The sequence below is a fragment of the Comamonas sp. JNW genome, assembly GCF_003105075.1.
In the GTDB taxonomy this organism is placed as follows: domain Bacteria; phylum Pseudomonadota; class Gammaproteobacteria; order Burkholderiales; family Burkholderiaceae_C; genus Comamonas; species Comamonas squillarum.
In genome coordinates this window covers 138,416-164,487 of the sequence record NZ_QETI01000010.1, presented here as the reverse complement: position 1 = coordinate 164,487, position 26,072 = coordinate 138,416, and the positions used below count along the sequence as shown (strand labels likewise).

23 protein-coding genes are annotated in these 26,072 nt (G+C 64.5%); 14 read left to right on the top strand and 9 right to left on the bottom strand.

Features of this window, described 5'->3' with window-relative positions; all coding sequences use genetic code 11:
* The first annotated feature begins 9 nt into the window (after positions 1-9).
* The 3 genes from DCO45_RS15595 (at position 10) to DCO45_RS15585 (ending at position 2,607) form a co-directional block, all read left to right on the top strand.
* On the top strand, positions 10-393 hold the full coding sequence (locus DCO45_RS15595; protein ID WP_116926680.1) for a cupin domain-containing protein: 384 nt from the start codon (positions 10-12) through the stop codon (positions 391-393).
* A gap of 67 nt (positions 394-460) precedes the next feature.
* The gene (locus tag DCO45_RS15590; protein WP_027011285.1) at positions 461-1,624 is read left to right on the top strand and encodes an acyl-CoA dehydrogenase family protein; all 1,164 of its coding nucleotides are present in this window, start codon (positions 461-463) and stop codon (positions 1,622-1,624) included.
* A gap of 80 nt (positions 1,625-1,704) precedes the next feature.
* Entirely contained in the window at positions 1,705-2,607 is a 903-nt protein-coding gene (locus DCO45_RS15585) for a LysR family transcriptional regulator (protein ID WP_116926723.1), read from the top strand.
* Between the two features lie 80 nt (positions 2,608-2,687).
* Here the strand turns inward: DCO45_RS15585 and DCO45_RS15580 are convergent, their stop codons facing one another.
* The 3 genes from DCO45_RS15580 to DCO45_RS15570 form a co-directional block, all read right to left on the bottom strand.
* The gene (locus DCO45_RS15580) at positions 2,688-3,440 is read right to left on the bottom strand and encodes a sulfite exporter TauE/SafE family protein (protein WP_116926679.1); all 753 of its coding nucleotides are present in this window, start codon (positions 3,438-3,440) and stop codon (positions 2,688-2,690) included.
* 168 nt (positions 3,441-3,608) lie between these two features.
* On the bottom strand, positions 3,609-4,067 hold the full coding sequence (gene ybeY / locus DCO45_RS15575) for an rRNA maturation RNase YbeY (protein WP_116926678.1): 459 nt from the start codon (positions 4,065-4,067) through the stop codon (positions 3,609-3,611).
* 48 nt (positions 4,068-4,115) lie between these two features.
* Positions 4,116-5,063, bottom strand: a complete 948-nt coding sequence (locus DCO45_RS15570) for a PhoH family protein (RefSeq protein ID WP_116926677.1) — start codon at positions 5,061-5,063, stop codon at positions 4,116-4,118.
* Between the two features lie 91 nt (positions 5,064-5,154).
* On the opposite strand from DCO45_RS15570, the gene ruvA reads away from it, so the two are divergent.
* The 5 genes from ruvA to ruvB all read left to right on the top strand — a co-directional run bounded on the left by ruvA (position 5,155) and on the right by ruvB (position 12,569).
* Positions 5,155-5,727, top strand: coding sequence for a Holliday junction branch migration protein RuvA (gene ruvA / locus DCO45_RS15565; RefSeq protein ID WP_116926676.1), 573 nt, complete (start codon positions 5,155-5,157; stop codon positions 5,725-5,727).
* A 76-nt stretch (positions 5,728-5,803) separates the two neighbouring features.
* Complete coding sequence (locus DCO45_RS15560) at positions 5,804-7,276, top strand: trypsin-like serine protease (protein WP_116926675.1); 1,473 nt, start codon at positions 5,804-5,806, stop codon at positions 7,274-7,276.
* Positions 7,277-7,878: 602 nt separating this feature from the next.
* A complete protein-coding gene (locus tag DCO45_RS15555; protein WP_165841211.1) occupies positions 7,879-9,342 on the top strand; it encodes a serine protease in 1,464 nt (487 codons plus the stop codon).
* 210 nt (positions 9,343-9,552) lie between these two features.
* The gene (locus DCO45_RS15550) at positions 9,553-11,451 is read left to right on the top strand and encodes a trypsin-like peptidase domain-containing protein (RefSeq protein WP_116926673.1); all 1,899 of its coding nucleotides are present in this window, start codon (positions 9,553-9,555) and stop codon (positions 11,449-11,451) included.
* A 50-nt stretch (positions 11,452-11,501) separates the two neighbouring features.
* Positions 11,502-12,569, top strand: coding sequence for a Holliday junction branch migration DNA helicase RuvB (gene ruvB / locus DCO45_RS15545; protein WP_116926672.1), 1,068 nt, complete (start codon positions 11,502-11,504; stop codon positions 12,567-12,569).
* Positions 12,570-12,644: 75 nt separating this feature from the next.
* Here the strand turns inward: ruvB and DCO45_RS15540 are convergent, their stop codons facing one another.
* The 6 genes from DCO45_RS15540 to DCO45_RS15515 all read right to left on the bottom strand — a co-directional run bounded on the left by DCO45_RS15540 (position 12,645) and on the right by DCO45_RS15515 (position 17,651).
* Entirely contained in the window at positions 12,645-13,601 is a 957-nt protein-coding gene (locus DCO45_RS15540) for a LysR family transcriptional regulator (RefSeq protein ID WP_116926671.1), read from the bottom strand.
* Between the two features lie 362 nt (positions 13,602-13,963).
* Positions 13,964-14,602, bottom strand: a complete 639-nt coding sequence (locus DCO45_RS15535) for a histidine phosphatase family protein (protein ID WP_116926670.1) — start codon at positions 14,600-14,602, stop codon at positions 13,964-13,966.
* A 10-nt stretch (positions 14,603-14,612) separates the two neighbouring features.
* Positions 14,613-15,308: a hypothetical protein gene (locus DCO45_RS15530; RefSeq protein WP_116926669.1), complete on the bottom strand. Its 696-nt coding sequence runs from the start codon at positions 15,306-15,308 to the stop codon at positions 14,613-14,615.
* Between the two features lie 168 nt (positions 15,309-15,476).
* On the bottom strand, positions 15,477-16,469 hold the full coding sequence (gene ttcA / locus DCO45_RS15525) for a tRNA 2-thiocytidine(32) synthetase TtcA (protein ID WP_116926668.1): 993 nt from the start codon (positions 16,467-16,469) through the stop codon (positions 15,477-15,479).
* Positions 16,470-16,473: 4 nt separating this feature from the next.
* Positions 16,474-16,848, bottom strand: a complete 375-nt coding sequence (locus DCO45_RS15520) for a dihydroneopterin aldolase (protein WP_116926667.1) — start codon at positions 16,846-16,848, stop codon at positions 16,474-16,476.
* A gap of 26 nt (positions 16,849-16,874) precedes the next feature.
* Entirely contained in the window at positions 16,875-17,651 is a 777-nt protein-coding gene (locus DCO45_RS15515) for an SDR family oxidoreductase (protein WP_116926722.1), read from the bottom strand.
* Positions 17,652-17,729: 78 nt separating this feature from the next.
* Here DCO45_RS15515 and DCO45_RS15510 point away from each other — a divergent pair, with 78 nt between their 5' ends.
* The 6 genes from DCO45_RS15510 to DCO45_RS15485 all read left to right on the top strand — a co-directional run bounded on the left by DCO45_RS15510 (position 17,730) and on the right by DCO45_RS15485 (position 25,781).
* Positions 17,730-18,803 (top strand): SAM-dependent methyltransferase, encoded by a 1,074-nt coding sequence (locus DCO45_RS15510; protein ID WP_243419375.1) that lies wholly within the window; start codon positions 17,730-17,732, stop codon positions 18,801-18,803.
* 370 nt (positions 18,804-19,173) lie between these two features.
* On the top strand, positions 19,174-20,142 hold the full coding sequence (locus DCO45_RS15505) for a TauD/TfdA family dioxygenase (protein ID WP_116926666.1): 969 nt from the start codon (positions 19,174-19,176) through the stop codon (positions 20,140-20,142).
* Between the two features lie 245 nt (positions 20,143-20,387).
* The gene (locus DCO45_RS15500; protein WP_116926665.1) at positions 20,388-21,509 is read left to right on the top strand and encodes an ABC transporter substrate-binding protein; all 1,122 of its coding nucleotides are present in this window, start codon (positions 20,388-20,390) and stop codon (positions 21,507-21,509) included.
* Position 21,510: 1 nt separating this feature from the next.
* Entirely contained in the window at positions 21,511-22,524 is a 1,014-nt protein-coding gene (locus DCO45_RS15495; RefSeq protein ID WP_116926664.1) for an ABC transporter ATP-binding protein, read from the top strand.
* A 20-nt stretch (positions 22,525-22,544) separates the two neighbouring features.
* Positions 22,545-23,447 (top strand): ABC transporter permease subunit, encoded by a 903-nt coding sequence (locus DCO45_RS15490; protein WP_116926663.1) that lies wholly within the window; start codon positions 22,545-22,547, stop codon positions 23,445-23,447.
* 339 nt (positions 23,448-23,786) lie between these two features.
* On the top strand, positions 23,787-25,781 hold the full coding sequence (locus DCO45_RS15485) for a BCCT family transporter (protein ID WP_232539643.1): 1,995 nt from the start codon (positions 23,787-23,789) through the stop codon (positions 25,779-25,781).
* Positions 25,782-26,072 lie beyond the last annotated feature (291 nt).

The following is a 26,072-nucleotide window of genomic DNA, read 5'->3' as shown; positions in this document are numbered from 1 at the left end:
TGCCCCACGATGACTTCGCGCTACCTGATCCGAGCCTCCGAGGTAGAGGCTTACAGCCCGGCCAACCATACCGGAACCATCAACCGCCGCCTGGTGAGCCAGGCCAATGTGGGCGCCCAGCACATGGAAGTGGTGCTCGGCGAGATTGCCAAGGGCGGGGGCGCGCTGCCCCATGCCCACCCCGGCATGGAGCAGGCCTGCTACCTGCTGGAGGGCACGGCCCATGTGGAGGTGGAGGGCGAAAGCTTTGAGATGCTGCCGGGCGATACCTGTTTTTTCCCGGCCGACAAGATGCACATCTTCCAGACCACCAGCGACACGCCGGCCAAGTTGCTGGTGATCTACAGCCCGCCCTATGGCGAGAACCCAGAGCGCGTGCGCCGGCCGGCCTGAGCGGCGATGTGACCCTGCGCTGTGCACGGCACCGCGCCACTGATTGAGTATTGAGGACCGCAACACCATGGATTTCGCCCTGACCGAAGAGCAGCAACAGATCATCGATGCCATCGAGAAAGTCTGCGCGCCGTTTGATGCCGACTACTGGCATGCCCGTGACAACGATGGCGCTTTTCCTGAAGATTTTTACCGCGCGCTGGCCGATGCCGGCTGGCTGGGCATTGCGATGCCCGAGGCCTATGGTGGCGCCGGCCTGGGCATCACCGAGGCGGCCTTGATGATGCACACGATCTCAGCCACCGGCGCGGGTCTGTCGGGCGCGTCTGCGGTGCATATGAACATCTTTGGCCTGCACCCGGTGGTGGTCTATGGCACCGAAGAACAAAAGGCACGCATGCTGCCGCCACTGATTGCCGGCAAGGACAAGGCCTGCTTTGGCGTGACCGAGCCCAACACGGGGCTGAACACGCTCAAGCTCAAGACCCGCGCGGTGCGCGATGGCGACCACTATGTGGTGCATGGGCAGAAGGTCTTCATCTCGACTGCGCAGCAGGCCAGCAAGATCTTGCTGCTGGCGCGCACCAAGCCGGTGGAGGAATGCAAGGGCACCGAAGGCCTGTCGCTGTTCTACACCGACTTTGACCGCAGCAAGATCGAGGTGCATGAGATTGCCAAGATGGGCCGCAAATGCGTGGACACCAACCAGCTGTTCATCGACGGGCTGCGCATCCCCGTGGAGGACCGCATTGGCGAGGAAAACCGGGGCTTTGAATACATCCTGCATGGCATGAACCCCGAGCGCATTCTGATTGCCTGCGAAGCGATTGGCCTGGGCCGTGCGGCGCTGGGCCGCGCCACGCAGTACGCCCGCGAGCGCGAGGTGTTCAACCGCCCGATTGGGCAGAACCAGGGCATCCAGCACCCGCTGGCCGAGCGCTGGATGGAGCTGGAAGCGGCCTTTTTGCTGGCGATGAAGGCGGCCTGGCTGTATGACCGCCACCAGCCTTGCGCGGCCGAGGCCAACGCGGCCAAGTTCCTGGGGGCGGAGGCGGGCTTCAAGGCCTGCGAGACGGCCATCTTTACCCATGGCGGCATGGGTTACGCCAAGGAGTTCCATGTCGAGCGGCTGATGCGCGAGAGCTGGATTCCGCGCCTGGCGCCGGTGAGCCCGCAACTGATTCTGTGCTTTATCGCAGAGAAGGTGCTGGGCCTGCCCAAGTCCTACTAGGCGGCGCCATGCGCAGTGCGCTGCCGGGCCATGCCCCTCGCCGTGCGGCCAGCCCGCACTGGCTGGGGCATGATACGCAGATGAAGACCCATTTGCTGCGTTATTTTGTGGTGCTGGCCGAGGAGCTGCATTTTGGCCGCGCCGCCCTGCGCCTGGCCATCACCCAGCCTCCGCTGTCGGTGGCCATCAAATCGCTCGAAGAAGATTTGGGTGTGCGGCTGCTCGAGCGCGATGCCAAGCAGGTGCGGCTGACCGATGCCGGCGCCGCCTTTTTGATCGAGGCGCGCCAGGTGCTCAGCCAGATACAGCGCGCAGCGGACGTGGCGCGCAATGTGGCCCAGGGGCGCCAGGGCCAGCTGGACATTGGCGTGACCGGCTCGATGATCTACCGCGACCTGCCCCATGTGATGCAGGCCTTTGCCCAGCAGCGGCCTGATATCGACATCACCTTGCATGAGATGTCCACCACCGAGCAGCAGGCGGCCATTCTGCGCGGCCAGCTCCAAGGCGGTTTTGTCAACATCATCACGCCCGCGCCGGGGCTGGCGCTCTGGCCGCTGGCGCCCGATACCCTCGTCTGCTGCCTGCCGGAAAACCACCCCCAGGCGCAGCAAGCCAGCCTGGATTTGCGCAGCCTGGCCCATGAGCGCTTTGTGATGTTTGTGCGCGATGTCAGCCCGGCCAATTACGACAATGTGATCGCCTGCCTGCACAACGCTGGCATCCACCCGCGCACCAGCCACGCGGTGCGCCAGTGGCTGGCCGTTATTTCGCTGGTTGCCATTGGCCAGGGCGTGGCGCTGGTGCCCTCGTGCATGCAGCGGGCCGGCATGGCCGGTGTGCGCTATGTGCCGCTGCACAGCAACCATGGCCAGACGGCGCTGACCGCCGGTGCCTTTGTCTGGCACCCGCAAAGCCGCTCGGCGGCGCTGGATGCGCTGATCGAGGTGATCAAGGCGCCGAGGACAGGTGCGGCCGGCTAGGTGCAGCCGGCTAGGTACGGCCAGCTAGGCGCCCCCGGCTAGGCGCCCCCGGCTAGGCACGGCCAGCTGGGCGCCCCCAACTAGGCTTTCAAGAAAAACAGCACCGCCATCACCAAACCCGTCAGCACAATGCCGGCACGCAACCACTGCGGCGCAATCTTGCGCGCCACCCGGGCGCCCAGGTAGCCGCCCAAGGTGGCAGCGACCATCATCAGCAAGGCGGGCTGCCACTGCACGACGCCGCCAGCGGCATAGATGGCGACGGCAATGGCGGTCAGCAGTGCGGAGACCAGGTTCTTGGTGCCATTCATCGCATGCAAGTTGGTCTGGCCCAGCAAGCCCAGCAGTGCGAGCAGCAAGATGCCCAGGCCGCCATTGAAGTAGCCGCCATAAACAGAAACCGCCAGCATGCCGAGCGCGGCCTTGCCGCGTGAGGGCGTGGCGCCGTGCTGCGCGCCCATGGCCCACTGGCGCAGCTGCGGGCCAAAGGCAAACATGGCAGTCGCTGCCAGCAGCAGCCAGGGCACGATCTTGCGGAAGGCCGCCTCGGGCGTGACCAGCAGCAGGGCAGCCCCCGCTGCGCCGCCGACGAGCGCGAGCAGCATCACCGCCTTCATCGACAGGCCGGGCGGGGCCTGCATATCGTCCTTGAAACCCCAGGCGCCAGCCGCATAGCCCGGCAGCAGCGCGACCGTGCCGGTGGCATTGGCAACGACCGGCGGCACACCGGTAAACACCAGCGCAGGCAGGGTCAGAAAGCTGCCGCCTCCGGCGACGGCATTGAGCGCGCCGGCCACCAGGGCAGCGGCCAGCAAGATGGCGGTGTCGAGCATGTCTCCTCCTGTTATGCGCCGGCGGTTGCGGGGTGCCGCAGCCAGCACGGCCTTTATGAGAAGGATTCTAGGTAGTAATGGCGCAAAGAAGCGGCTCGATTAGTCGCTCAAAAGTCATCATTGCCTTGAGGCGGGCGCGCCCAATGGGCGGGCTGCGGGCCCCGTGCCTTACTTCTGGTATGGGTCGGCAAAGCCCAGCTCTTGCAGGATGGCCGTCTCGTAGGCTTCCATCTCCTGGGCATCCTGCTCGCTGGTTTCATGGTCCCAGCCCTGGGCGTGCAAAGTGCCATGCACCAGCAGGTGGGCATAGTGCTCCTGCAGCGACTTGTTCTGCTCCTGGGCTTCACGCGCCACCACGGGCGCGCACAGCACCAGGTCGGCCAGCACGGTGGGCTCCTGCTGGTAGTCAAAGGTCAGCACATTGGTGGCGTAGTCCTTGTGCCGGTACTCGCGGTTGAGTGCCTGGCCTTCTTCGGTATCGACAATGCGCACGGTGATTTCGGCGTCATCGGCCAGCGCGTGGCGAATCCAGCGCGTCACCTGGCTGCGGGGCAGGGCGGCACGGTGCTCGGCCACGCCGTCAAAACGGGCAAATTGCAGCGAGAGCGTGAGTTGGTTCAATGCCATATGGTTTTTATCGGCGGGGTGGCACAGGTGGGGGTGTGCGGGTGGGGCTCAGTCTTCGCGCGCGGGGCGGCGCTGCTTGTCGTAAGCGTCAACAATGCGCGCCACCAGCGGGTGGCGCACCACATCGGCGCTGGTAAAGCGGTTGACCGCAATGCCCTTGACGCGCTTGAGCACGCGCTCGGCGTCGATCAGGCCGCTCAGCTGGCCCTTGGGCAGGTCGATCTGGCTCACGTCGCCGGTCACCACGGCCTTGGCGCCAAAACCGATGCGGGTGAGGAACATCTTCATCTGCTCAGGCGTGGTGTTCTGGGCTTCGTCGAGGATGATGAAGGCGTTGTTGAGCGTGCGGCCGCGCATGAAGGCCAGTGGCGCGATCTCGATGGCATTGCGCTCAAAGGCCTTTTGCACCTTGTCGTAGCCCATCAGGTCATAGAGTGCGTCGTAGAGCGGGCGCAGATAGGGGTCGACCTTTTGCGACAGATCGCCGGGCAGAAAGCCCAGGCGTTCGCCGGCTTCGACCGCCGGGCGGGTCAGCACAATGCGCTGCACCTGGCTGCGCTCGAGCGCATCGACGGCGCAGGCCACGGCCAGGTAGGTCTTGCCGGTGCCGGCCGGGCCAATGCCAAAGGTGATGTCGTGCGCGGCGATGTTCTCCAGGTAACCGGCCTGGTTGGGCGTGCGCGCGCGCAGGTCGGCGCGGCGCGTGTTCAGCACGATGGCGTCCTCGGGCGCGGCCATCAGCTCGCTGTCGCCGGCCATCATCAGCTGGATCTGGTCTTCGCTGATGGGCGTATCGGCCATCTCGTACAGCGCCTCGAGCAGCTCCAGCGCGTCGTTGGCCACGGCCTTGGGGCCGTCGATCTTGAACTGTTCGTGGCGGTGGGCAATCTTGACGCCCAGATGGTTCTCGATCTGGCGCAGATGCGCGTCGGCCGGTCCGCACAAATTGGCAATGCGGTTGTTGTTGTGGGGCGTAAAGGTGTGGCGCAGGATCACGCGGTAAATTCCAGTGAAAAATTCAGTATGCTTGCAGGCGGCAAGCGACGCACACAGGGCGGCCGCACACAAGCTACAAGGAAAGATACAAATGATAGGCCGATTGAGCGGAACCCTGGTGGAAAAGAACCCACCCGAAGTACTGGTGGATTGCCATGGTGTGGGCTATGAGGTGCAGGTGCCCATGAGCACCTTCTACAACCTGCCTGCCGTGGGCGACACCATCACGCTGCTGACGCAGTTTATCGTGCGGGAGGATGCGCAGCTGCTGTACGGGTTTGGCACGGCCGAAGAGCGCCAGACTTTCCGCGAGCTGATCAAGATCACCGGCGTGGGCCCGCGCACGGCGCTGTCCATCCTGAGCGGCATGGGCGTGAGCGATCTGGCGCAGGCCGTGTCCTTGCAGGAGGCAGGGCGCCTGGTGAAGGTGCCGGGCATCGGCAAGAAGACCGCCGAGCGCCTGCTGCTGGAGCTCAAAGGCAAGCTGGGCGCAGACATGGGTGCCAGAACCGCTGCCACCAGCGATGCCCAGGTCGACATTTTGCAAGCGCTGGTGGCCCTGGGTTACAGCGACAAGGACGCAGCTGCCGCTCTGAAACTGTTACCTGCCGACATCAGCGTAACCGACGGTATCAAGCAGGCGCTGAAAGCGCTGGCAAAATAGCCCGCGCAGAGGCGGCCGGGCAGCAGCCCGACCGGGTATCACCATCTATACCAACCAACACGGAGTGGACGAATCCATGAAATATCCCAAGTATGCAGTGCCCGGTCTGTTGTGGACCACCGGCGTGGCTGCGGCCCTGGCTTTGGCGGGCTGCGGCGGCGGCTCAGGTTCCGACGACGACAACGGCAATGTGACCCAGCCCACGGCCTATGTGCTGGACTCGGTCGTGCTGCCCGCCTCGGCCATCAAATCGGCCGCAGTGGCGCCTGTGTCCTTGGGCGCTGCGGTGCAGACCCGCTTTGTCGTGCTGCCCGAGCTGGAGGCGGAAAAGACCGTGGACAGCGACAACAGCCCGGCCCAGCAGATTGGCACGCAGCGCGCGGTGGCGGCCACCAGCACGGTGGGGCAGACGCAGGCGGCGCTGCAGTGGAGCACGCTGGCCAATGGCCAGCAGGTCGCGGCCATCAACATCCAATCGACCGGCGCCTATGGCTTGCGTGCTGGCGTGCTGGTGGACAGCCTGCCCGATGGCGCGCAGCTACGCGTCTACAGCCAGGAGCACCCCAATGCGATCGTCGAGCGCAGCGGTGCTGAGGTGAATGCGCTGCTGGCGCAAAACCGCAAGGCGGGTGAGACCGGTGCGGCCGCCAACACCTGGTGGACGCCCGATGTAGGCGCAGGCGACACCACGCTCGAAGTGGTGCTGCCAGCCGGCACCGGCGCCGATGCCCTGCGCATCTCGATCCCTGTGGTCTCGCACATCTACCAGAACCTGTCGCTGCCCACCGAGGCCGAGCTGGCAGACGCGGCCAAGGCCGACACTTCGGCTTCCTGCAACCTGGATGCCACCTGCACCAACAACTACCAAACCGAGCGCAATGCGGTGGCGCGCATGGTGTTCACCCGCTCGGACGGCAAGTCCTACCTGTGTACCGGCACCTTGCTGAACAACACCAAGGGTGACTTTGCACCGTACTTCCTGACGGGCAACCACTGCATCTCGACCCAGTCCTCGGCCTCGTCGATGCAGACGTCCTGGTTCTACCGCTCGAGCAGCTGCAACTCCGGCGTACCTGGCGCCAATGCTGCACTGCGCAGTGCCGGCGCGACCTTGCTCTACGCCACCAGCAACACCGATTCGGCGCTGCTCAAGCTCAACGAAATGCCTCCTGTGGGCGTGACCTTGGCAGGCTGGGATGCGCGCACCGCCGGCCAAGTGGGCGATGCGGTCTATGGCCTGCACCACCCTGGCGGCAACCTGCTCAAGTACAGCGTGGGCGCGGTCGTGGGCTATATGAACTGCACCGCAGGCAGTGGCACTTCCATCACCTGCAGCACCGGTGACTCGAACAGCGGCTTCTACAGCGTGCGTTGGAGCCAAGGCACGACCGAAGGCGGCAGCAGCGGCTCGTCGCTGTTCCGCAATGGCCGCGTGGTCGGCAACCTCTACGGCGGCGGCGCCAGCTGCCTGGCGCCCAATGCGTCCGACTACTACGGCCGTTTTGACAAGGTGTTCAGCGACCGCATCTGGAGCTGGCTGGCCAGCTGACCTGTGCACCGCTGATTGCGGCTTTTGTGCCGCAGTCCTTCCAGCGCTGACAAACCTGCCCGTCAAACGGCAGGTTTTTTTACGTCTGGGGGAGTGGGTTCCGGCCACCGCCCTGCTGCAGTGCTGGGTCATCGCTCTGATACCGGAAAGTGTCCCGATGTCTGGAATTCATAAATACCAACGCAGGTTCACTTTGTATTCTCGGTATGCGATGTTCTGCTGAGGAAACCTGAGCTGCTGCACGATAGCGGATTTGTAAATTGCCGGCTTTTATAAAAGGATTTTAATAACACCACTCACTTTGTCAGAAAGCGAGTAAATATAGGCATTCTTTGGCTTGCTGTGCAAAATGAATGGGGTCTGGATTTTATTAATATCTAATGAAAGAAATAATAAATAAAATTAGTGGATGAGTTTCTTTTTGTGGGCATCTGGCGTAGAGGGTGTGGGAGAGATTCATCGCATTCTCGATGTTACCGGTCGATATGTGCTTTACTTTTGCAGGTGGCTGCTCACTTGATTATCTTCAAAATAAAAATGCAAACCGCAATTTGGTGATTTGCAGGCTTTTAAATAGCATTTTGACTTGGAGTGAATCCATCATGAGATACCTAAAATATGCAGTGTTCGGTCTGTTATGGACCACCGGCATGGTAGTGGCCCAGCCTACGACCTATATCCTGGACCCGGTGGTATTGCCGGAGTCAGCCACCAAATCTTCCCCTCTGGTGCCCGTGCCTTTAGGCACTCGGGTGCAAACACATTTTGTGGTGCTGCCCGAGCTGGAAATGCAACAGTCTTTGGCTGCCGAGGAGACGAGTGGCCCGGCGCTGCAGATTGGCGCCGCGCGGGCCGTGGATGCCACCGCATCGGTGGCGCAAACCCAGTTGGCCATGCAGTGGACGGCGCTGCCCAGTGGGCAGCAGGTGGCCGCCATCAATATCCAGGCGACGGGTGCCTATGGCCTGCGTGCCGGTGTGCTGGTGGAGCGCCTGCCCGATGATGCGCTGCTGCGTATCTACAGCCAGGAGCATCCCGATGCGATCGTCGAGCGCAGTGGCGCGCAGATCAATGCAGTGCTGGCGCAGAACCAGGGCGCAGGAGAGAGCGGCGCGCCTGCCAGCACCTGGTGGACGCCCGATGTGGGTGCGGGTGACACCACCGTCGAAGTCGTGCTGCCCGCAGGGATGCCTGCGGAGGCATTGCGGATCTCGATCCCCCTGGTTTCGCACATCTTCTACAACCTGTCCTTGCCCCCCGATGTGGAAGCGGCCACCGTGGAAGCGGCCGCCGTGGGAGCGGCTGACATGGACCTGGCAGGAACTACCCAAGCCAATCCGCTGGAGAGTTGCCGCATGGATGTGTCCTGCACCAGCAACTACCAGAGCGAGCGCAATGCCGTGGCCCAAATGGTCTACACCCGGGAGAACGGCCAGTCCTACCTGTGCACCGGCACCTTGCTGAACAACCCCAAGGCGGATTTTGTGCCTTACTTTCTGACGGCCAACCACTGTATCTCTACCCAATCGGTAGCCTCGACGCTGCAGACCCGCTGGTTCTACCACGCCAGCAGTTGCAATTCCGGCGTGCCGAGTGCCCAAAGCGCCCGGCGCAGTGCAGGTGCCACCTTGCTGCACGCCACGGCCACCACGGACTCCGCATTGCTCCGGCTCAATGACATGCCTCCGGCGGGGGTGAGCTATGCAGGCTGGGATGCCAGCAACCTGGCCCCGAAGGGCCAGGCCATCTACGGCCTGCACCATCCCGGTGGCGACCTGCTCAAGTACAGCGTGGGCGCCGTAGCGAACCATGCCCGCTGCCAGTCCACCGGCAGCTCCACCTTCAGCTGCAGCGGGGGAGATGCGAACGGTGGCTTCTACAGCGTCAGCTGGAGCCAGGGGAGGACCGAGGGCGGCAGCAGCGGATCGGCGCTGTTCAGCGATGGCCGGGTCATTGGCACCTTGTATGGCGGCTCCAGCCGCTGCCAGGCGCCACGGGGCCTGAGCTACTACGGCCGCTTTGACAAGTTTTTTGCAGACGGTGCCTCGCACTGGCTGGGCAACTGATCGCTCACAGCCGGATCGGCAGCCGCACAGCCCCCGCCCTCGCAGGGCCTGTTCGCAGGCCCTTTTCTTTACCCAGTTAACCAATGTTTTGTATTTGTACTATTCGATAAGCTTGCTTGATGTGAGTGCTTGCTCTAGATTGCCTGTATCCGGTCAGTAGTTTGTGTTGATCGGTGGCGCTTTTCTTGTTGCAACCGCGAGGAGTCCATCATGTCTTGTCGCACTGTGTCCAGCTGGAGTTCGGCGCTTGGTGGTGATGGGCTGCGTTGGGTCACCACGCTCATCGTGGCTGGCAGCTGTGGTTGGGCCCAGGCCAGTTGGCAGGTCGATGCGCGCAGGATGCCGGCCAGCCCCAGCACTGTGGAGGCCAAGGACGCGGTGGCGCTCTCGGCGATGGCTGTTGTGCCCATCGTGCTGCCGCCCTGGCAGGACAGCAAGGCACTGGCCCCCGATGAGGGCGGCGTCCGCCAGATTGGCGTAGCGCGCGCTTTGGAGGCCATGGACACTGTCGACAAAGTGGCCCCTCTGTTGCAATGGCAGACCCTGCCCTCGGGCCAGCAGGTGGCCGCCTTGCAATGGCGGGCGGACGATGCCTATGGACTGCGCCTGGGCCTGGAGTTTGCTGCCTTGCCGCCGATGGCGGTGTTCCGGCTCTATGCATCGCCTCAAGCCGCTGCCAGCTACGAAGTGACCGGTGCTGCACTGCTTGAGCGCCTGGCTGCCGATGCGCAGACGGGCCAGCGCACCTGGTGGACGCCCGATGTGGGGCCCACGCCCGTGCTGGAGATCCTGCTGCCCGCAGCGCTGGCGACCAGCAGTCTGCAATGGTCCATGCCCCAGCTCTCGCAGATCGTCGTGCCGCCCAGTGTGGCGGAGCCCATGAAGGCGGCGGACATGGCTGCATTGTCTGAAAAGCGCCGTTATAACGCTTGCCAGCTGGATGTGAATTGTCAGCAGACCTTGCTGGACCAGCGTGATGCCGTCATTCGCATGTTCTATGTGAGCCAGGGCCGCACTTTCCAGTGCACCGGAACCCTCCTCAATAACCCTAGCCAGGATCTCACCCCCTATGTGTTGACGGCTGCGCATTGTGTGAAAGACCAAGCGACGGCATCGACGTTGCAAACGTCCTGGTTTTACTACTCGCAGTATTGCGACAGCGCGCAACTGTATGCCGGCCATGCGGAGCGCTTCAGTGCGGCGCGCTGGCTGGCAACGAGCATGGTGACTGATATGACGCTGCTGCTGCTGGATGAGGCGCCTCCGCCGGGAGCCTTGTTTGCAGGCTGGGATGCGGGCGCACTGCCTCCGGGCGGGGCGGTGGCCGGTCTGCACCATCCGCACGGGGACCTGATGATGCTCGCCTCTGGCGTGTTGGAAGATCGCACAGCCTGCTCGGTCGATGCCAGCAGCCGCGCCTTGGATTGTGCGTCGCAAACGCAATCTGATGGTGGTTTTTACCGGGTCATCTGGAGCCTAGGAGGGATCGAAGGAGGCTCCAGCGGATCGGCATTGTTTTTCAGGGGGCGTGTCGCCGGGACCTTGACCGGGGGAGACCAGTGGTGTGCCGCCAAGGATGGCCGCGTCGTCTATGGCCGGCTGGACCAGGCCATCGCCAGCTTTGCGGCTTGGCTGGGGGCCGACAAGGCGATGAACAGCGATATGCACATGCCCGTCTACCGCTTCCTGGTGCTGCGCTCGGGCGGGGAGTTCTATACCCTATCAGCCCCTGAGCGTGACCATGTGATCGCGAGCTTCCCCAACGACCTGGTCTTTGACGGCATTGCATTCTATGCCGCAGGCCGCGCACATGCCCGCCTGGTGCCCGTCCACCGCTATTTCAACCCCGAGGTCGTCGCCCATTTCTACACGGCCAGCGATGCCGAGCGGCAGTTTGTGCAGACCTACCACCCCAGCTGGAACTACGACGGCATTGCCTGGTGGTCGCCCGCGCAGCCCGGTGACGGGGTGGGCGCCGTCTACCGCGCCTACCAGTATGTGCCGGGGGTGCACCACTACAGCCTGCAAGTCCAGGCGCGCGATGCCTGGCTGGCCAATGCGGGGCTTTTGTATGACGGACTGGCTTATTATGTGTGGGATGCGCCTTAGAGATCCCCGGGATGCGCTGCACACCTCCCTGGCCATGCCTGCACTGATCCATGACTATCCATACCGATTCCTTCGCCGCTGCGCCAGTCCCCCGTCCTGACAACCGCGTGATTTCCGCCAGCCAGTCCTCGCCACAGGAGGAGGTGCTCGAGCGCGCGCTGCGCCCCAAGCAGCTCCAGGAGTATGTGGGCCAGGTCAAGGCGCGCGAGCAGCTGGAGATCTTCATTGGCGCGGCCAAAAAGCGCAGCGAGGCTCTGGACCATGTGCTGCTGTTTGGTCCCCCCGGGCTGGGCAAAACGACGCTCTCGCACATCATCGCCTCGGAGTTGGGCGTGAATCTGCGCCAGACCAGCGGTCCGGTGCTGGAAAAGCCCAAGGACCTGGCGGCACTGCTGACCAATCTGGAGCGCAACGATGTGCTCTTCATCGACGAGATCCACCGCCTCTCGCCGGTGGTCGAGGAAATCCTCTACCCGGCGCTGGAGGACTACCAAATCGACATCATGATCGGCGAGGGCCCGGCGGCAAGGTCCATCAAGCTGGATTTGCAGCCCTTCACGCTGGTGGGGGCCACCACGCGCGCGGGCATGCTCACCAACCCGCTGCGCGACCGCTTTGGCATCGTCGCGCGCCTGGAGTTCTACACGACCGAAGAGCTGACCAAGATCGTGATGCGCAGTGCAGGTCTGCTGAACACGCCCATCGATGATGAAGGCGGGCTGGAGATTGCACGCCGCTCACGCGGCACGCCCCGTATTGCCAACCGCCTGCTGCGCCGGGTGCGCGATTACGCCGATGTCAAAGGCAATGGCCGCATCACGCAGGAGATGGCCAGCCGCGCGCTGGCGATGCTGGATGTCGATCCCCTCGGCTTTGACATTATGGACCGCAAGCTGCTCGAGGCGGTGGTGCACCGTTTTGATGGCGGGCCGGTGGGGCTGGACAATATTGCCGCCAGCATTGGCGAGGAGCCCGGCACGATCGAGGATGTGATCGAGCCGTACCTGATCCAACAGGGATTTTTGCAGCGCACGCCACGCGGCCGGATGGCCACCCAGGCGGCCTACCGCCACTTGGGCCTGGTGGGCGGCGGGCCTGGGCAGGCGGCATTGGTGTAAAACGTAAAGCCCCATCGCTGGGGCTTGAGAGTTTGGTGCCAGACAGGTGCGCGTGGCCCCCCGCTTGGCTCCCATTCAAGCGGCCTTGGCGGCGCGCTTGGTGGGCGGCGATTCGTTGCCCATGTTCTCGCACAGGTAGTCCCAGCATTCCTGCACGATGGCGCGGCGGCTGCCATTGGCCGCGCGCGTCATCAGGCAGATGCGGCGCGACAGCAACGGGCCTTTGAGCGGCACGGTCACCCAGTCATCGCTGTGGTGGCCCTGTGTGTACAGGCGCGAGAGCAGACCGATGCGCAGGCCGCTTTGCACCAGCGCGTAGAGCGATTCGGTATAGCTCAGCGTCTCGGTGTGGCTGGTGCCCACGCCTTGCTGCTCCAGCACCGAGACAATCATCTCGTAGGTGCTGCCGCGCGAGAGCACGACCAGCGGTTCATCGCTGAGGTCCGACCATCGCAGATCGGTCTTTTGTGCCAGGCGGTGCTTGGCGGGGATGACGGCCATGACCTCGTCCTCGGTCACGAACTGCGTCTCCACCGACGGGGGCACGGTGAACTCCAGGCCCAGGCCGATGTCCGAGCTGCCGTTGGCCACCGAGGCCAGCAGGTCGTCATTGCGCATGTCGTGCAGCTGCAGGTCCACCATCGGGTGGGACTGCTGCCAGAGGGCGAGCCACGGCGCCAGCAGGTGGGTGGTGGAGGGGATGCAGCTGATGCGCACGGTGTCGGCCTGGTATTTGAGCAACTGCTGCAGATCCTGCACGCCTTGCACAAAGTTGTTGATCATCCATTCCACCTGCGGACGCACGGCTTCGCCGGCCGATGTCAGGCGGACATGGTGCGTGCTGCGGTCAAACAAGGCGGTGCCCAGCAGCGTCTCCAGCTCACGGATGGCCGAAGACAGTGCGGGCTGGCTCATGGACAGCGCCTGCGCGGCACGGCTGAAGCTGCGGTGCGTGGCCACTTCCTTGAAGCAGCTGAGCTGGCGCAGCGACGGCGTCGGCAGGGGTTTTCGGGTCAGCTCGGCGTCTGGCATATAACGGTCAATACCTTTTTAGTAATCAAACAGAGGAGTCATTGAACTCGTCTATAGATGGTCTCACTACTATCAATAATGATCAAGCAATTAGTGAATTCTAAAAGTAATTAAATGTCACTTGATCACGAGGGGTCGGAGTGAACGCTGACATACCTTGGTATTTTATCGGCTCTATGAGGCATTGCGTTTCATTTGTTTGTGTCATCGCAGCGGGCCCAGGGCGACATTGGTGGGGCGGGCAGACGGGGACCTGCACGGCCCAGGCGGCGCCACGGGGCTGATGCAAAAAAGTCACAAAAAGTGGAGAGAACAGGCTGAACGAGGCTGACTACTGGAAGGATGGCCGCTGACCGCCGCTGTTAGATGGTTTCGTCCAGCCCGATGGTCTGCAGGTGGCTGGTGTCGCCCCAGCCCACCAGGGTCAGGCCGCTGTCCGGCGTCCACAGCAGGCGGTTGACGCTGGTATTGGCCAACTCCCAGGTGCGGGGGGCCTGGATGTCTTGGCGCGTGGCCAGGCGGTAGAGGCAGTCAAGCACGCCGCCATGGGCTACCAGCGCGATCTGCTGGCCCAGGTGGTTGGCGGCCAGTTCGGCCACCACTTGGGATACGCGCGCCTGCAGCGTCTGCAGTGACTCGCCCTGGGGCGGGGCAAAGACCGGGTCACGCTTGCGCCAGCGCAGGGCCGAGGGCGGGTCTGACACCTCGATGTCGGCAAAGCGGGAGCCTTCATAGTCGCCAAAGCTGCGCTCGCGCAAGGCACTGTGGGTGGCGAGCGGCGCGCCATTGGCCAGCGCCAGCGCCTGGGCGGTGCGCAGCGCGCGCTGCAGATCACTGCTGTAGATATGGGCCAGCGGGGTCTCGGCCAGCGCCTGGGCCAGTTGCCGGGCCTGACGCTCGCCGGTGGCGTTCAGCGGTATATCGGTATGTCCCTGGATGCGTGCGGCAAGATTCCAATCGGTCTCCCCGTGTCGAATGGCAATGATCTGGGTGCTGTGCATGCGTTCCTTGTTATTGGGGTTTGGCGGCGGGCGTAGCGGGACTGACAGTGGCAGGTGCAGCGGTTGCAGCTGGAGTGGATGCGGGCTGGGCAGCGGCGGGCGCACCGACCGTGGTGCTGACGCGGCGCGGGCCTTGCGGCGGCTTGGGAAAGCCGTTGAGTGCCGAGTCGAACAAGATGCGGTAGATCACCTGGTCATCGACCCAGACATCCTCGTAGCGGGCCGAGGTCTCATAGACCACCTGCTGGGTCTGGACATCGCGCAAGGTCAACTGCACGGCGCGGTAGTGCAGCGAGGGGCCGGTGTCGCGCCAGGCGATGCCACCGCGCCAGCCCCAACCCCAGCCGGGTCCCCAGCCCAAACCGCCATAGGGGTTATAGGGGCTGCCGGGCAGCAGCCAGCTGTCGGGAATGTAACGAGCTTGTACGTCGATCTGCGCGATCACGCTGCCCTGGCTATCGTCGCGGCGCAGACCCACACCGGCCAAGGATGCCTGGGCCTGTTGCACGACGGTATCAAATTGTGGACCCATTGCGACCTGGGAGGGGAGCAACTGCAGCCGGTAGGTGGGTGGCGCAGGTATTTGCTGCAAGGTGGAGTAGCTTTGCACATCGCTGTCGATGGTGCGCACGCCGGCGCAACCGGCCAGCCAGAGGCTGGCGCAGGCCAGCGCGGCCATGCCGGCGATGCGACGCCACTGGGGCATGCCAGGCAGGGCTGCCCGGTCAAAAGAACGATACATGGTGCCGTCTCCCGAAAAAAAAGCGCTGCGCCATAAGGACACAGCGCATGCGCTCAACGATAAACGCTTGGAGCGGCAGCGGCTGTCAGTCAGGGGCGACAAGCAGGGCTGCATGGCTCAAGCAAACGTGGATCAGCCCAATTGCACCACCTGCATGCCCGCGGGCAGCGAGGGGTTGCTGGGCAGGTCATCGTGGTCAAAGGCCTTGTCACCGTTTTCGTCGGCAATGCCGGTAGGCTTGGCGTTCTGGAAGTCGAACAGCTTGGGGTCAGCCAGGTGGGTGGGCACCACATGCTGCAGCGCGCGGAACATGTTGTTCACGCGGCCGGGGTGCTTGCGGTCCCACTCGCGCAGCATGTCACCAATCATCTGGCGCTGCAGGTTTTCCTGGCTGCCGCAGAGGTTGCAGGGGATGATGGGGAAGTCGCGGTACTGGGCCCAGCGCTCGGTGTCCTTCTCGGGCACATAGGCCAGCGGGCGGATTACCACATGCTTGCCGTCGTCACTGACCAGCTTCGGGGGCATGGCCTTCATGATGCCGCCGTGGAACATGTTGAGCATCAAGGTCTGCACGATGTCATCGCGGTGGTGGCCCAGCGCCACCTTGTTGCAGCCCAGCTGGTCGGCCACCTTGTACAAAATGGCGCGGCGCAGGCGCGAGCACAGACCGCAGGTGGTCTTGCCCTCGGGCACCACACGCTTGACGACGCTGTAGGTGTCCTGGTTCTCGATGTGGAAGTCGACCCCCACGCTTTGCAGGTACTCGGGCAGCACATGCTCGGGAAAGCCGGGCTGCTTCTGGTCCAGGTTCACGGCCACCAGGTCGAACTTGATGGGCGCGCGGGCGCGCAGCTTCATCAGGATGTCGAGCAGGGTGTAGCTGTCCTTGCCGCCGGACATGCAGACCATCACCTTGTCGCCGTCCTCGATCATGTTGTAGTCGCCAATGGCGCGCGCCACCTCACGGCACAGGCGCTTTTCCAGCTTGTGGTTCTCGCGCTGGATCTTCAGGCGCTTTTCGTTGGAGGCCGATGCCTGCGCATCGTCGCTGGCGTCGTCAAAGTCCCATCCGTTCGCGGCGGCGGGCTGGGGCTGGAGGAGTGCGGTATCGGTGGGGGCGTTCATAGGTTCACCATTGTCCGGTTTCGGTGCGGATTGCAACTTCGCAATCGTCAAAAATCTCTAGCTTGGCGATCTTCACGCGAACGCCACGCACATTGGGCAACTGCATCAGCCGCTGGGCGACCTTGCCGATCAGGGTCTCGAGCAGGTTGACGTGCTCTGCCGTGCATTCATCGATGATGATCTGGCGCACCTTGCGGTAATCCAGCACATGCATGATGTCGTCATCACTGGGCGCCAGGGGCTGCTGGCCCATGTTGATTTCCGCATCCACCAAGATGGGTTGCGGCGCAGTCTTCTCGTGGGCGAGGATGCCTAAATTGGCATCAAAACGCAGGCCCGTCAAGCTCAGGGTTTGCAACCCGGTGTCAAATGTCGTCATAAAAACAGCAAGGCAGCGAAGAATCGCTACATCATCGAAAAATCGCGGTCAAACCGCATCAGGTGCTGGCCGCCGTCCACCAGCAGGCTGGTGCCTGTGATGGAGCTGTTGTCCAGCGCAAAGCGCACCGTGGCGGCCACATCGTCTGCGGTGGACGAGCGCCCCAGCGGGCTCATGCGGTGCAGGGCCTCGAACTTCTCATCGCTCAGGTAGTCGCTGGTCAGGGTCAAACCCGGCGCCACACCGACCACCCGCAGACGCGGCGCCAGCGCCTGGGCCAGCAAGGTGTTGGCCGCTTCCAGCGCCGCCTTGCTCAAGGTGTAGCTGACAAAGTCGGGGTTCATGTTCCACAGCTTCTGGTCGAGCAGGTTCACCACCACGCCCTGGGCCGGGTCGCCCCGCTGGCAGATATGCTGGTGCAGCAGCTGGGCCAGCACAATGGGCGCGGCCGTGTTGCTGCGCAGGTGGCGCTCCAGCGCGGCATAGCCAAAGTCGGCGGCGCCGTCGTGCTCGAACAGCGAGGCACTGTTGACCACCGCATCGACCTGGCCGAAATGGGCCACCACCCGAGGCAGCAAACCGCGCACCGCGGCCTCGTCGTCGAAATCGGCGTCAAAATGGCCGCTCAGGCCCGACAGCGCGGCGCACTCGGCGGCGGTCTGCGCGGCCTCGGCGGCCGAGCCCCGGTAGTGCACCGCCACCTGCCAGCCATGGCGGGCCAGCCCAAGCGCAATCACCCGGCCCAGGCGCTTGGCAGCGCCGGTGACCAGTACGGTGCGTGGGGTCGAAGAAGGCATGGGCATGGCAAGCGCTCAGCAAGCGGCGACAATAGGGGGGTGAATACAGAACCCTCTAGTTTAACGACTGTGCTGGCCAAGCGCATGGCTGAGGCTATTGCCCAGGCCGGCGGTTGGATCCCGTTTGATGACTTCATGCGCATGGCGCTTTATGAGCCCGGCCTGGGCTACTACGCCAATGACCGCAGCAAGTTTGGCGTCATGCCCGAAGAGGGCAGCGACTTTGTCACCGCGCCCGAGCTCTCGCCGGTGTTTGGCGAGCTGGTCGCCGCCCAGGTGCAGGATGCCTTTGCCCACACCCAGACCAGCGAGGTCTGGGAGTTTGGCGCCGGCACCGGCGCCCTGGCCGAGCAGCTGCTGTCCACCCTGGGCCCCGCCTGCACGCGCTACACGATTGTCGATGTCTCGGGCAGCCTCCGCCTGCGCCAGCAAGAGCGCCTGGCCCGCTTTGGCGACCAGGTGCAGTGGGCCGACAGCCTGCCCGCGCAGATGCAGGGGGTGGTCGTCGGCAACGAGGTGCTTGACGCCATGCCGGTCAAGCTTGTGCTGCGCCAGCAGGGTGTGTGGCAGGAGCGCGGCGTGGTGGTGGCCAGGGCCGATGGCGGCGACATCCGCTTTGGCTGGGCCGAGCGCCCGACCCCATTGCGCCCGCCGTTGGAGCCGGACCTACCGCTCGAGGCCGAGTACCTGACCGAGATCCACCCGCAGGGCGAAGCCTTTGTCGCGACGCTGGCCGACCGCATCACGCGCGGCGCGGTGCTGCTGATCGACTATGGCTTTGGCGAATCCGAGTACTACCACCCGCAGCGCCACATGGGCACCCTGGTCTGCCACCATCTGCACCAGGTCGACAGCGACCCACTGGTGCTGGTGGGGCTGAAAGACATCACCGCGCATGTGAACTTCACTGGCATTGCCGTGGCCGCGCAGGAAGCCGGCATGGATGTGCTGGGCTACACCAGCCAGGCCCATTTCCTGATCAACTGCGGCCTGGGTGCCAAGCTCGATCAGCTCGAAGTGATTGCCCGCAGCAAGGCGGCCAAGCTGATGATGGAGCACGAGATGGGCGAGTTTTTCAAGGCCATCCTGCTGAGCAAGGGCGTGGCCGTCTGGGAGCCAGCGGGCTTTGTGCAGGGCGACCGCATGCACCGGCTGTAGGCTCCGTCGCGGGCGACAGATGCGCAGTGGGCACAAGGCGGGCGCAAGGGGTGCGCAGTGTGGCGTGGGCTGAACCGGCCCGGCTGGGCCGACAAAAGATGGCTGCCGGTGCCAAGCCCTGACACATGCCCGCCGCCCGGTGCGTCCGATCTGGTCGCGCCCGGCACGGGGCATGCAGGCTGGCTTGTGCTGCACCGACAGACTGCCATCATGGCGGCGCTGCATGACGGCCTGATGACAGCGCAACAACACAGCAGCGCCGTAGCGCCCTTCATCGGTTTGCGCATAAAGATACGCGTTTTCATTCGTTTTCTGATGGCAGCGCGCCTTCTACAGTGGGCCTATCACTGGTCCGCCAAGGAAAGCTGCCATGTCCGCGCTGTTTGATGTTCTGACTGCCCACCCGTTCTTCTTCCGCCGCCCGGTGCCTGACAGCGCCAGCCCGGTGGGCAGCGGCGCGGGCACCGCGCAGGCCTTCAGCCTGCGCCCCATCCAGCAGCCCGCTGGCGCCCAAACCCGCCTGGGGGTGGAGGTGGTAGGCCTGGACCTGTCCCGCCCGCTGGGCCCGGACGACTTTGCCCGGCTGCAGCAGGCGCACCAGGACCACAGCGTCGTGGTCTACCGCAACCAGCGCATCAGCCCGGCCGAGCAGATTGCCTTCAGCCGCCGCTTTGGGCCGCTGCAGCGCCATGTGCTGCGCAACTACCAGTTGCCGGGCCATGACGAGATCCTGATCGTCTCCAACATCATCGAAAACGGCCAGCCCGTGGGCTTGGGCGACGCCGGGGCCTACTGGCACTCCGACCTGTCCTACAAGCCCCAGCCTGCGATGGGGTCGCTGTTGCATGCGCAAGAGCTGCCCGAGGTCGGTGGTGACACCTTGTTTGCCGACCAGGTCGCGGCCTACGAGGCGCTGCCCTATACCCTCAAGCAGCAGCTGGTGGGCTTGCTGGCCGAACACAGCTATTTGCTCAAATATGAGGCACTGCGCGAGCGCAATGCCTTCCGCCCTGCGCTCACTGCTGCGCAGGTGGCCGAGGTCAAGCCCGCCGTACACCCGGTGGTGCGCACCGATCCGCAGACGGGCCGCAAGTCCTTGTTTGTCAGCGAGCATTTCACTACCCGCATCCTGGGCCTGCCCGAGGGCCGCTCGGCCGCGCTGCTGGCCGAGCTGTTTGCCCACAGCACCCAGCCGCAGTTTGTCTACCGCCACCACTGGCGTGACCGGGATATGGTGTTCTGGGACAACCGCGCGGTGCTGCACCTGGCCACCGGCGTGCCGGCCGGCCAGCGCCGCAAGCTCTACCGCACCACGATCGAAGGGGATGTTCCGGTATGAACGCCCCCTCCCAAACCTTGCGCGCGACCGGGCTGCCCGGCCCGCAACGCCACCAACCGCTGTTTCTGCTGTCGCTGCGCCTGGCCGCCGCCTGTTGTTGATCGCCAGCGCCCGCCATTGCGGCGGCGCTGCCCGCTCCTGACAACGGCGATTGACGCCCATCACCAGTGCCTGCCCACCCGCTCCCACAGCGCGGTGGTGCTGCGCTGCGGCCAAACGATTCCAGCCATACCTCTTGACGCACTATGAACATCCGCAATCCTTGGGCGCTGCGCAGCCAGCCGCCCGGCAAACAGTCCACCACATCTTCCAGTCGTCCCGCTGCCGCCGCCCATGGCGCCAGCCTCGGCTCTGCCAGCAAGCATGCGGCAGCCGTGCTGGCCGCCACCGCTGCGCTCTGGGGCGTGGCTTTAGGCGGCGCGCAGGCGGCCGAAGGCCAGCTGCGCATTGCGCAGCAGTACGGCATCGTCTATCTGCTGCTCAATGTGGCGCAGGACCAGCAGTTCATCGAAAAGCAGGGCAAGGCCCAGGGGGTGGACATCAAGGTCAGCTACCTGCAGTTCTCCGGCGGCCCGGCGGTCAACGATGCGCTGCTCTCGGGCAATGTCGATATTGGCGGCGCCGGCGTTGCGCCGCTCTTTACGCTCTGGGACCGCACCAAGGGCAAGCAGAACGTCAAGGGCGTGGCGTCGCTGGGCAACTTCCCCTACTACCTGGTCAGCAACAACCCGCAGGTCAAGACGATTGCCGACTTCAGCGACAAGGACCGCATTGCCACGCCGGCCGTCGGCGTCTCGGTGCAGTCGCGCGTGCTGCAGTATGCCTCGGCCAAGCTCTGGGGCGAGCAGCACTACCAGCGGCTTGACAAGCTGCAGGTGGCCTTGCCGCACCCCGATGCGGCAGCGGCCATCCTCAAGGGCGGCACCGAGATTACCGCGCACTTTGGCAACCCGCCGTTCCAGGAGGTGGAGCTGGCTGGCAACCCCAATGCGCGCATTGTGCTCAACAGCTATGAGGTGCTGGGTGGGCCGGCCTCGTCCACCGTGCTCTACGCCACCGAGAAGTTCCGCCAGGAAAGCCCCAAGACCTACCGGGCCTTCCTCGATGCGCTCGATGAATCGGCCCGCTTCGTGCAGGCCAACCCCGAGCAGGCGGCCGATATTTTTTTGAAGAGCGGTGGCGGCGGCAAGGTCGATCGCAACCTGATCCTGCAGATCATCAAGAACCCGCAGGTGCAGTTCACGATCCAGCCGCAGAACACCGTGGGCCTGGGCCAGTTCCTGCAGCGGGTGGGGGTGATCAAGACCAAGCCCGAATCGGTGCGCGACTATTTCTTTGACGACCCGCGCATCTCCGGGGGGAGCTGAGATGCGCTGGCCCCACGTTTTTGCGCAGGAGGGTGATGTTGCGCTGTCGCGCGGCAGTTGGCTGCGCAGCGCTGCCGAGCCCTATGCCAGCCTGGCCGAGGCCGAGCTGGCCGACCGCCTGGTCAGCCGTGCCCACCCCATCCCATCAGCGGCACCCAGCCAGACCTTGCACAGCCAGGCTGCGCAGGCGGGCGGCGCCTTGCTGGAAGTCGACCAGGTCAGCATCGACTATGTGACCAACGAGCGCGTGCTGCGTGCCACCCACCAGGTCAGCCTGCAGGTGCATGCGGCCGAGCGCTTTGTGCTGCTGGGGGCGTCTGGCTGCGGCAAATCAACCCTGCTCAAGGCCATGGCCGGTTTTGTGCCGGTCAGCGAAGGGGCGATCCGCCTGGCTGGCCAACCGGTCGAGGGCCCCGGGCCAGACCGGGTGATGGTGTTCCAGGAGTTTGACCAGCTGCCGCCTTGGAAGACGGTGCGTGAGAACGTGATGTTCCCGCTGCTGGCCTCGCGCCGCTGCAGCAAGGCCGAGGCGCGCGAGCGCGCCGACCTCTACCTGGACAAGGTGGGGCTGAGCCGCTTTGCCGATGTGCACCCGCACCAGCTATCAGGTGGCATGAAGCAGCGCGTGGCCATTGCCCGTGCGCTGGCCATGCACCCGCAGGTGCTGCTGATGGACGAGCCCTTTGCGGCCCTCGATGCGCTGACACGCCGGCGCATGCAGGAAGAGCTGCTGGCGCTGTGGGACGAGCTGCGCTTCACGCTGGTCTTTGTCACCCATTCGATCGAGGAGGCGCTGGTCGTGGGCAGCCGCGTGGCCATTCTCTCGCCCCACCCCGGGCGCTTGCGGGCCGAGATCAACGCCCATGCCTTTGGCCTGGCGAGCGGCGGCAGCGCCGAGTTCGAGGCCGCGCACCAGCGCATCCACCGGCTACTGTTTGACGAAGACCGTGCTGGCGCGCCCACCGCCGCTAGCCTGGACAGCAGCGCAACCACTGGCTTGCGCCGCGTGGCCTGATACGAGAAACGAGACCCGCTATGGCATCCACCCCCCTGACGGCCTGGCCTGGCGCTGCCAAGGCCCTGCCACCGCTGCGGCCCGAGGCCGAATACTCGCTGCCCGATGCCCCGGCACACCTGGCGGTGCGCCGCTTGCCGCTGGCCAAACGCTTGCTCCAGCATCCGGCCTTGCGCAAGGCCATCATTCTGGTGGTGCTGGCCACCCTGTGGGAGCTGGCAGCGCGCTGGCAGAACAACGACCTGCTCCTGCCCACCTTCAGCCAGACGGCTGCGACCTTGCTGCGCGAGCTGGGCAATGGCGCGCTGCTGGGCAAGGCGGCGATATCGTTGGGCATCTTGCTGCAAGGCTATCTGCTGGGCGTGGCCGGGGCCTTGCTGCTGACGCTGCTGGCGGTATCGAGCCAGTGGGGGCGCGATGTGCTGACCACCTTGACCAGCATGTTCAACCCTCTGCCTGCAATTGCGCTGTTGCCCCTGGCCTTGCTGTGGCTGGGCCTGGGGCAGGCCAGTTTGCTGGCGGTGCTGGTGCATTCGGTGCTCTGGCCGCTGGCGCTGGCCACCTATGCCGGCTTTCAGTCGGTGCCCGAGACCTTGCGTATGGCCGGCCGCAACTATGGCCTGCGCGGCGCGCGCTATGTGCTGCAAATCCTGGTTCCTGCGGCGCTGCCGTCCATCCTGTCGGGCCTGAAGATTGGCTGGGCCTTTGCCTGGCGCACCCTGATTGCCGCCGAGCTGGTGTTTGGGGCGTCGTCGGGCAAGGGCGGCCTGGGCTGGTACATCTTCCAAAGCCGCAACGAGCTCTATACCGACCAGGTGTTTGCCGGGCTGGCCCTGGTGATCATCATTGGCCTCTTGGTCGAGAACCTGGGCTTTCACCCGTTGGAGAGGGTCACCGTCAAGCGCTGGGGTGTGCAGCGCTGACGCGGCTTGTGCGATGCGGCTGCTGTGGCCGCCCTCCAACAAACGGCCGCGCGCCGGCAGCGCTGGAAATGTAGGACATTGGCGATTGTTAAAGATTGCTGGATGTTGGGCATAGCATTTTTGCAATCATTTATTGCATACTGATAGGTTTTGCGGTGCCTGACCGTGCCCATTGGGGGCCGGCGGGCTGCTGCGGCGCGCCTGTGACAGACGGGGCGTGCTCCCAACAGGGGTGTACCTATGACCAATTCTTCTTCAGATACTGCGGTGTCGCCCGAGGCCGACGCCGCGGCCTCGGAGCCGGCTGCGCAGGCGCCGCAGGCCAGCCAGCGCTCGACCATGTCGCTGCCGGTGGTGGTGCCTGCACTGCTGGTGCTGGGCGTCCTGCTGCTTGTTTGCGTGCTGGCGCCCGATGCCGCAGACCGCCTGTTCTCGGGCGCGCAGCGCTGGGTGGTGGCCAGTTTTGACTGGTTCTATGTGATGGCGCTGAGCGCCTTCTTGCTGTTTTTGGTGGTGCTGGCGGCCAGCCGCTATGGCGATATCCGCCTGGGGCCCGATGACGCCAAGCCCGAGTTCAGCTTTGTCTCCTGGTCATCGATGCTGTTTGCCGCCGGCATGGGCATTGGCCTGATGTACTTTGGCGTGGGCGAGCCGCTGCAGCATTTCCTCAACCCGGCCACACAGGAGCCGGGCACGCCCGCCGCCGCGCGCGAGGCGATGGAGGCCACGTTCTTCCACTGGGGCTTTCATGCCTGGGCGGTCTACGGCACCATGGGCCTGGTGCTGGCCTATTTCGGCTTTCGCTACAACCTGCCGCTGACGATGCGCTCGGGCCTGTATCCGCTGCTGCGCGAGCGCATCAACGGGCCCATTGGCCACGGCGTCGATGCGTTTGCGCTGGTGGGCACCATTGCCGGTATTGCCACCACCTTGGGCTATGGCGCGCGCCAGATCGCCGCCGGCATCCACACCTTGACCGGCTGGGAAACCGAGACCTCCGGGTTCCTGGTGGCCGTCATCGTCGTGGTGGTGACCCTGGCCAGCCTGTCTGCGCTGCTGGGCGTGGACAAGGGCGTGCGGCGACTGAGCGAATTCAACATGCTCCTGTCGGTGCTGCTGCTGAGCTTTGTCATCATCGCCGGCCCCACCGCGCATATCTTCAAGGCCTTGAGCGAGAACATCGGCAACTACCTGCAGGGCCTGGTGGGAATGTCGCTGCGCACCTTCGCCTATGCGCCGTCGCGCGAGGAGGGCTGGTTTGGTGGCTGGACGATTCTGTACTGGGCCTGGTGGGTGAGCTGGTCGCCCTTTGTCGGCCTGTTCATCGCGCGCATCTCGCGCGGCCGCACGGTGCGCGAGTTCGTCATCGGCGTGCTGCTGGTTCCCACCGCGTTCAACCTGCTGTGGATGACGGCCTTTGGCAACAGCGCGATCTGGACCGACAGCCATGTGGCCGCTGGTGCACTGGCGCAGACTGCCACCAATGTGGACGCCTTGCTGTTCCGCTTCTTCGAGTACCTGCCCTGGGTCAAGCCGGTCTCGTGGCTGGCGGTGCTGCTGATTGGCGTGTTCTTCATCACCTCGGCGGACTCGGGCGCGCTGGTGGTCAACTCCATCGCTTCGCGCGGCAACCACGAGTCGCCCGTCTGGCAGCGCCTGTTCTGGTGCGTGCTGCTGGGCCTGACCTCCATCGTGCTGCTGCTCGCCGGCGGCCTGGGCGCCCTGCAGGCGGTGACCCTGGTGACCGCCTTGCCGGTGGCCTTCATCATGCTGGTGCTGTGCGTGGGGCTGTGGCGCGGCATGGTGGCCGACTTGGCCCATTACTCGCCCGACCTGGCGCCCGCCACCAACTTCTGGAGCGGCCAGCACTGGCGCAAGCGCCTCGAGCAGATCGTGCACCAGCCGCACAAGGACGATGTACAGCGCTTCCTCAGCACCACCGTGCTGCCTGCGATGAACGAGGTGGCTGCAGAAATGCAAAAGCGGGGCTTGCAGGCGCATGTGCAAGACAGCCTGGAGGGCGATGCCGACAGCGAAGCACGCCTGGTCGTGCCGGTCGAGCAGCTGCGCGACTTTGTCTACGGCGTGCGCGCCGTGCGCCGCACCATGCCCACGTTCACCGTGCGCGAGAGCGCCGGCAGCAACGCGCGCCGCTATATGTATGAGCCGGTGACTTTCTTCGAAGATGGGCGCTCGGGCTATGACGTGCAGTACTTGCGCAGCGAGGAGCTCATCGCCGACATCCTGCGCCAGTACGAGCGCTATCTGTCCCTCAGCGCAGACAAGCGAACGCAACTCTTGAACCGGGCACCAGGGCATACGGATCCGGTGTAAGTTTTTTGTGGCCACCTTCGGGTGGCTTTTTCTTTTTGTGTCTTGTCTGGTTATGCGCTGGGGGGTGAATGCTCTGGCGCTGCTGACTTTGGCTGGGGCGCTGGCAGTCTTCGTATTGGGGTGGCGATATGGGCGCGTAGGCTTTGTTGCGGGGGCTTGCCATACAGGCGTATTGTCTGCGCCCCCGACGTCGCGCCTACGCGCCCATCTCGCCATTGGTGGTGGTGGTTCGGACGCTGCGCTCGCTGCATGGGTGGCTGTTTTGAACAGCCAGCGCGTTAGGTTCTTTGG

Bases quoted from the DNA above. Each gene is read 5' to 3' on its own strand.
- DCO45_RS15530 (WP_116926669.1), bottom strand. From the start codon at position 15,308: ATGCCCCAGTGGCGTCGCATCGCCGGCATGGCCGCGCTGGCCTGCGCC.
- DCO45_RS15510 (WP_243419375.1), top strand. From the start codon at position 17,730: ATGGCTGAGGCTATTGCCCAGGCCGGCGGTTGGATCCCGTTTGATGAC.
- ruvA (WP_116926676.1), top strand. From the start codon at position 5,155: ATGATAGGCCGATTGAGCGGAACCCTGGTGGAAAAGAACCCACCCGAA.
- DCO45_RS15560 (WP_116926675.1), top strand. From the start codon at position 5,804: ATGAAATATCCCAAGTATGCAGTGCCCGGTCTGTTGTGGACCACCGGC.
- DCO45_RS15515 (WP_116926722.1), bottom strand. From the start codon at position 17,651: ATGCCCATGCCTTCTTCGACCCCACGCACCGTACTGGTCACCGGCGCT.
- ruvB (WP_116926672.1), top strand. From the start codon at position 11,502: ATGACTATCCATACCGATTCCTTCGCCGCTGCGCCAGTCCCCCGTCCT.
- DCO45_RS15535 (WP_116926670.1), bottom strand. From the start codon at position 14,602: ATGCACAGCACCCAGATCATTGCCATTCGACACGGGGAGACCGATTGG.
- DCO45_RS15495 (WP_116926664.1), top strand. From the start codon at position 21,511: ATGCGCTGGCCCCACGTTTTTGCGCAGGAGGGTGATGTTGCGCTGTCG.
- DCO45_RS15590 (WP_027011285.1), top strand. From the start codon at position 461: ATGGATTTCGCCCTGACCGAAGAGCAGCAACAGATCATCGATGCCATC.
- DCO45_RS15500 (WP_116926665.1), top strand. From the start codon at position 20,388: ATGAACATCCGCAATCCTTGGGCGCTGCGCAGCCAGCCGCCCGGCAAA.
- DCO45_RS15540 (WP_116926671.1), bottom strand. From the start codon at position 13,601: ATGCCAGACGCCGAGCTGACCCGAAAACCCCTGCCGACGCCGTCGCTG.
- DCO45_RS15505 (WP_116926666.1), top strand. From the start codon at position 19,174: ATGTCCGCGCTGTTTGATGTTCTGACTGCCCACCCGTTCTTCTTCCGC.
- DCO45_RS15550 (WP_116926673.1), top strand. From the start codon at position 9,553: ATGTCTTGTCGCACTGTGTCCAGCTGGAGTTCGGCGCTTGGTGGTGAT.
- DCO45_RS15490 (WP_116926663.1), top strand. From the start codon at position 22,545: ATGGCATCCACCCCCCTGACGGCCTGGCCTGGCGCTGCCAAGGCCCTG.
- ybeY (WP_116926678.1), bottom strand. From the start codon at position 4,067: ATGGCATTGAACCAACTCACGCTCTCGCTGCAATTTGCCCGTTTTGAC.
- DCO45_RS15580 (WP_116926679.1), bottom strand. From the start codon at position 3,440: ATGCTCGACACCGCCATCTTGCTGGCCGCTGCCCTGGTGGCCGGCGCG.
- DCO45_RS15595 (WP_116926680.1), top strand. From the start codon at position 10: ATGACTTCGCGCTACCTGATCCGAGCCTCCGAGGTAGAGGCTTACAGC.
- DCO45_RS15555 (WP_165841211.1), top strand. From the start codon at position 7,879: ATGAGATACCTAAAATATGCAGTGTTCGGTCTGTTATGGACCACCGGC.
- DCO45_RS15485 (WP_232539643.1), top strand. From the start codon at position 23,787: ATGTCGCTGCCGGTGGTGGTGCCTGCACTGCTGGTGCTGGGCGTCCTG.
- DCO45_RS15585 (WP_116926723.1), top strand. From the start codon at position 1,705: ATGAAGACCCATTTGCTGCGTTATTTTGTGGTGCTGGCCGAGGAGCTG.
- DCO45_RS15520 (WP_116926667.1), bottom strand. From the start codon at position 16,848: ATGACGACATTTGACACCGGGTTGCAAACCCTGAGCTTGACGGGCCTG.
- ttcA (WP_116926668.1), bottom strand. From the start codon at position 16,469: ATGAACGCCCCCACCGATACCGCACTCCTCCAGCCCCAGCCCGCCGCC.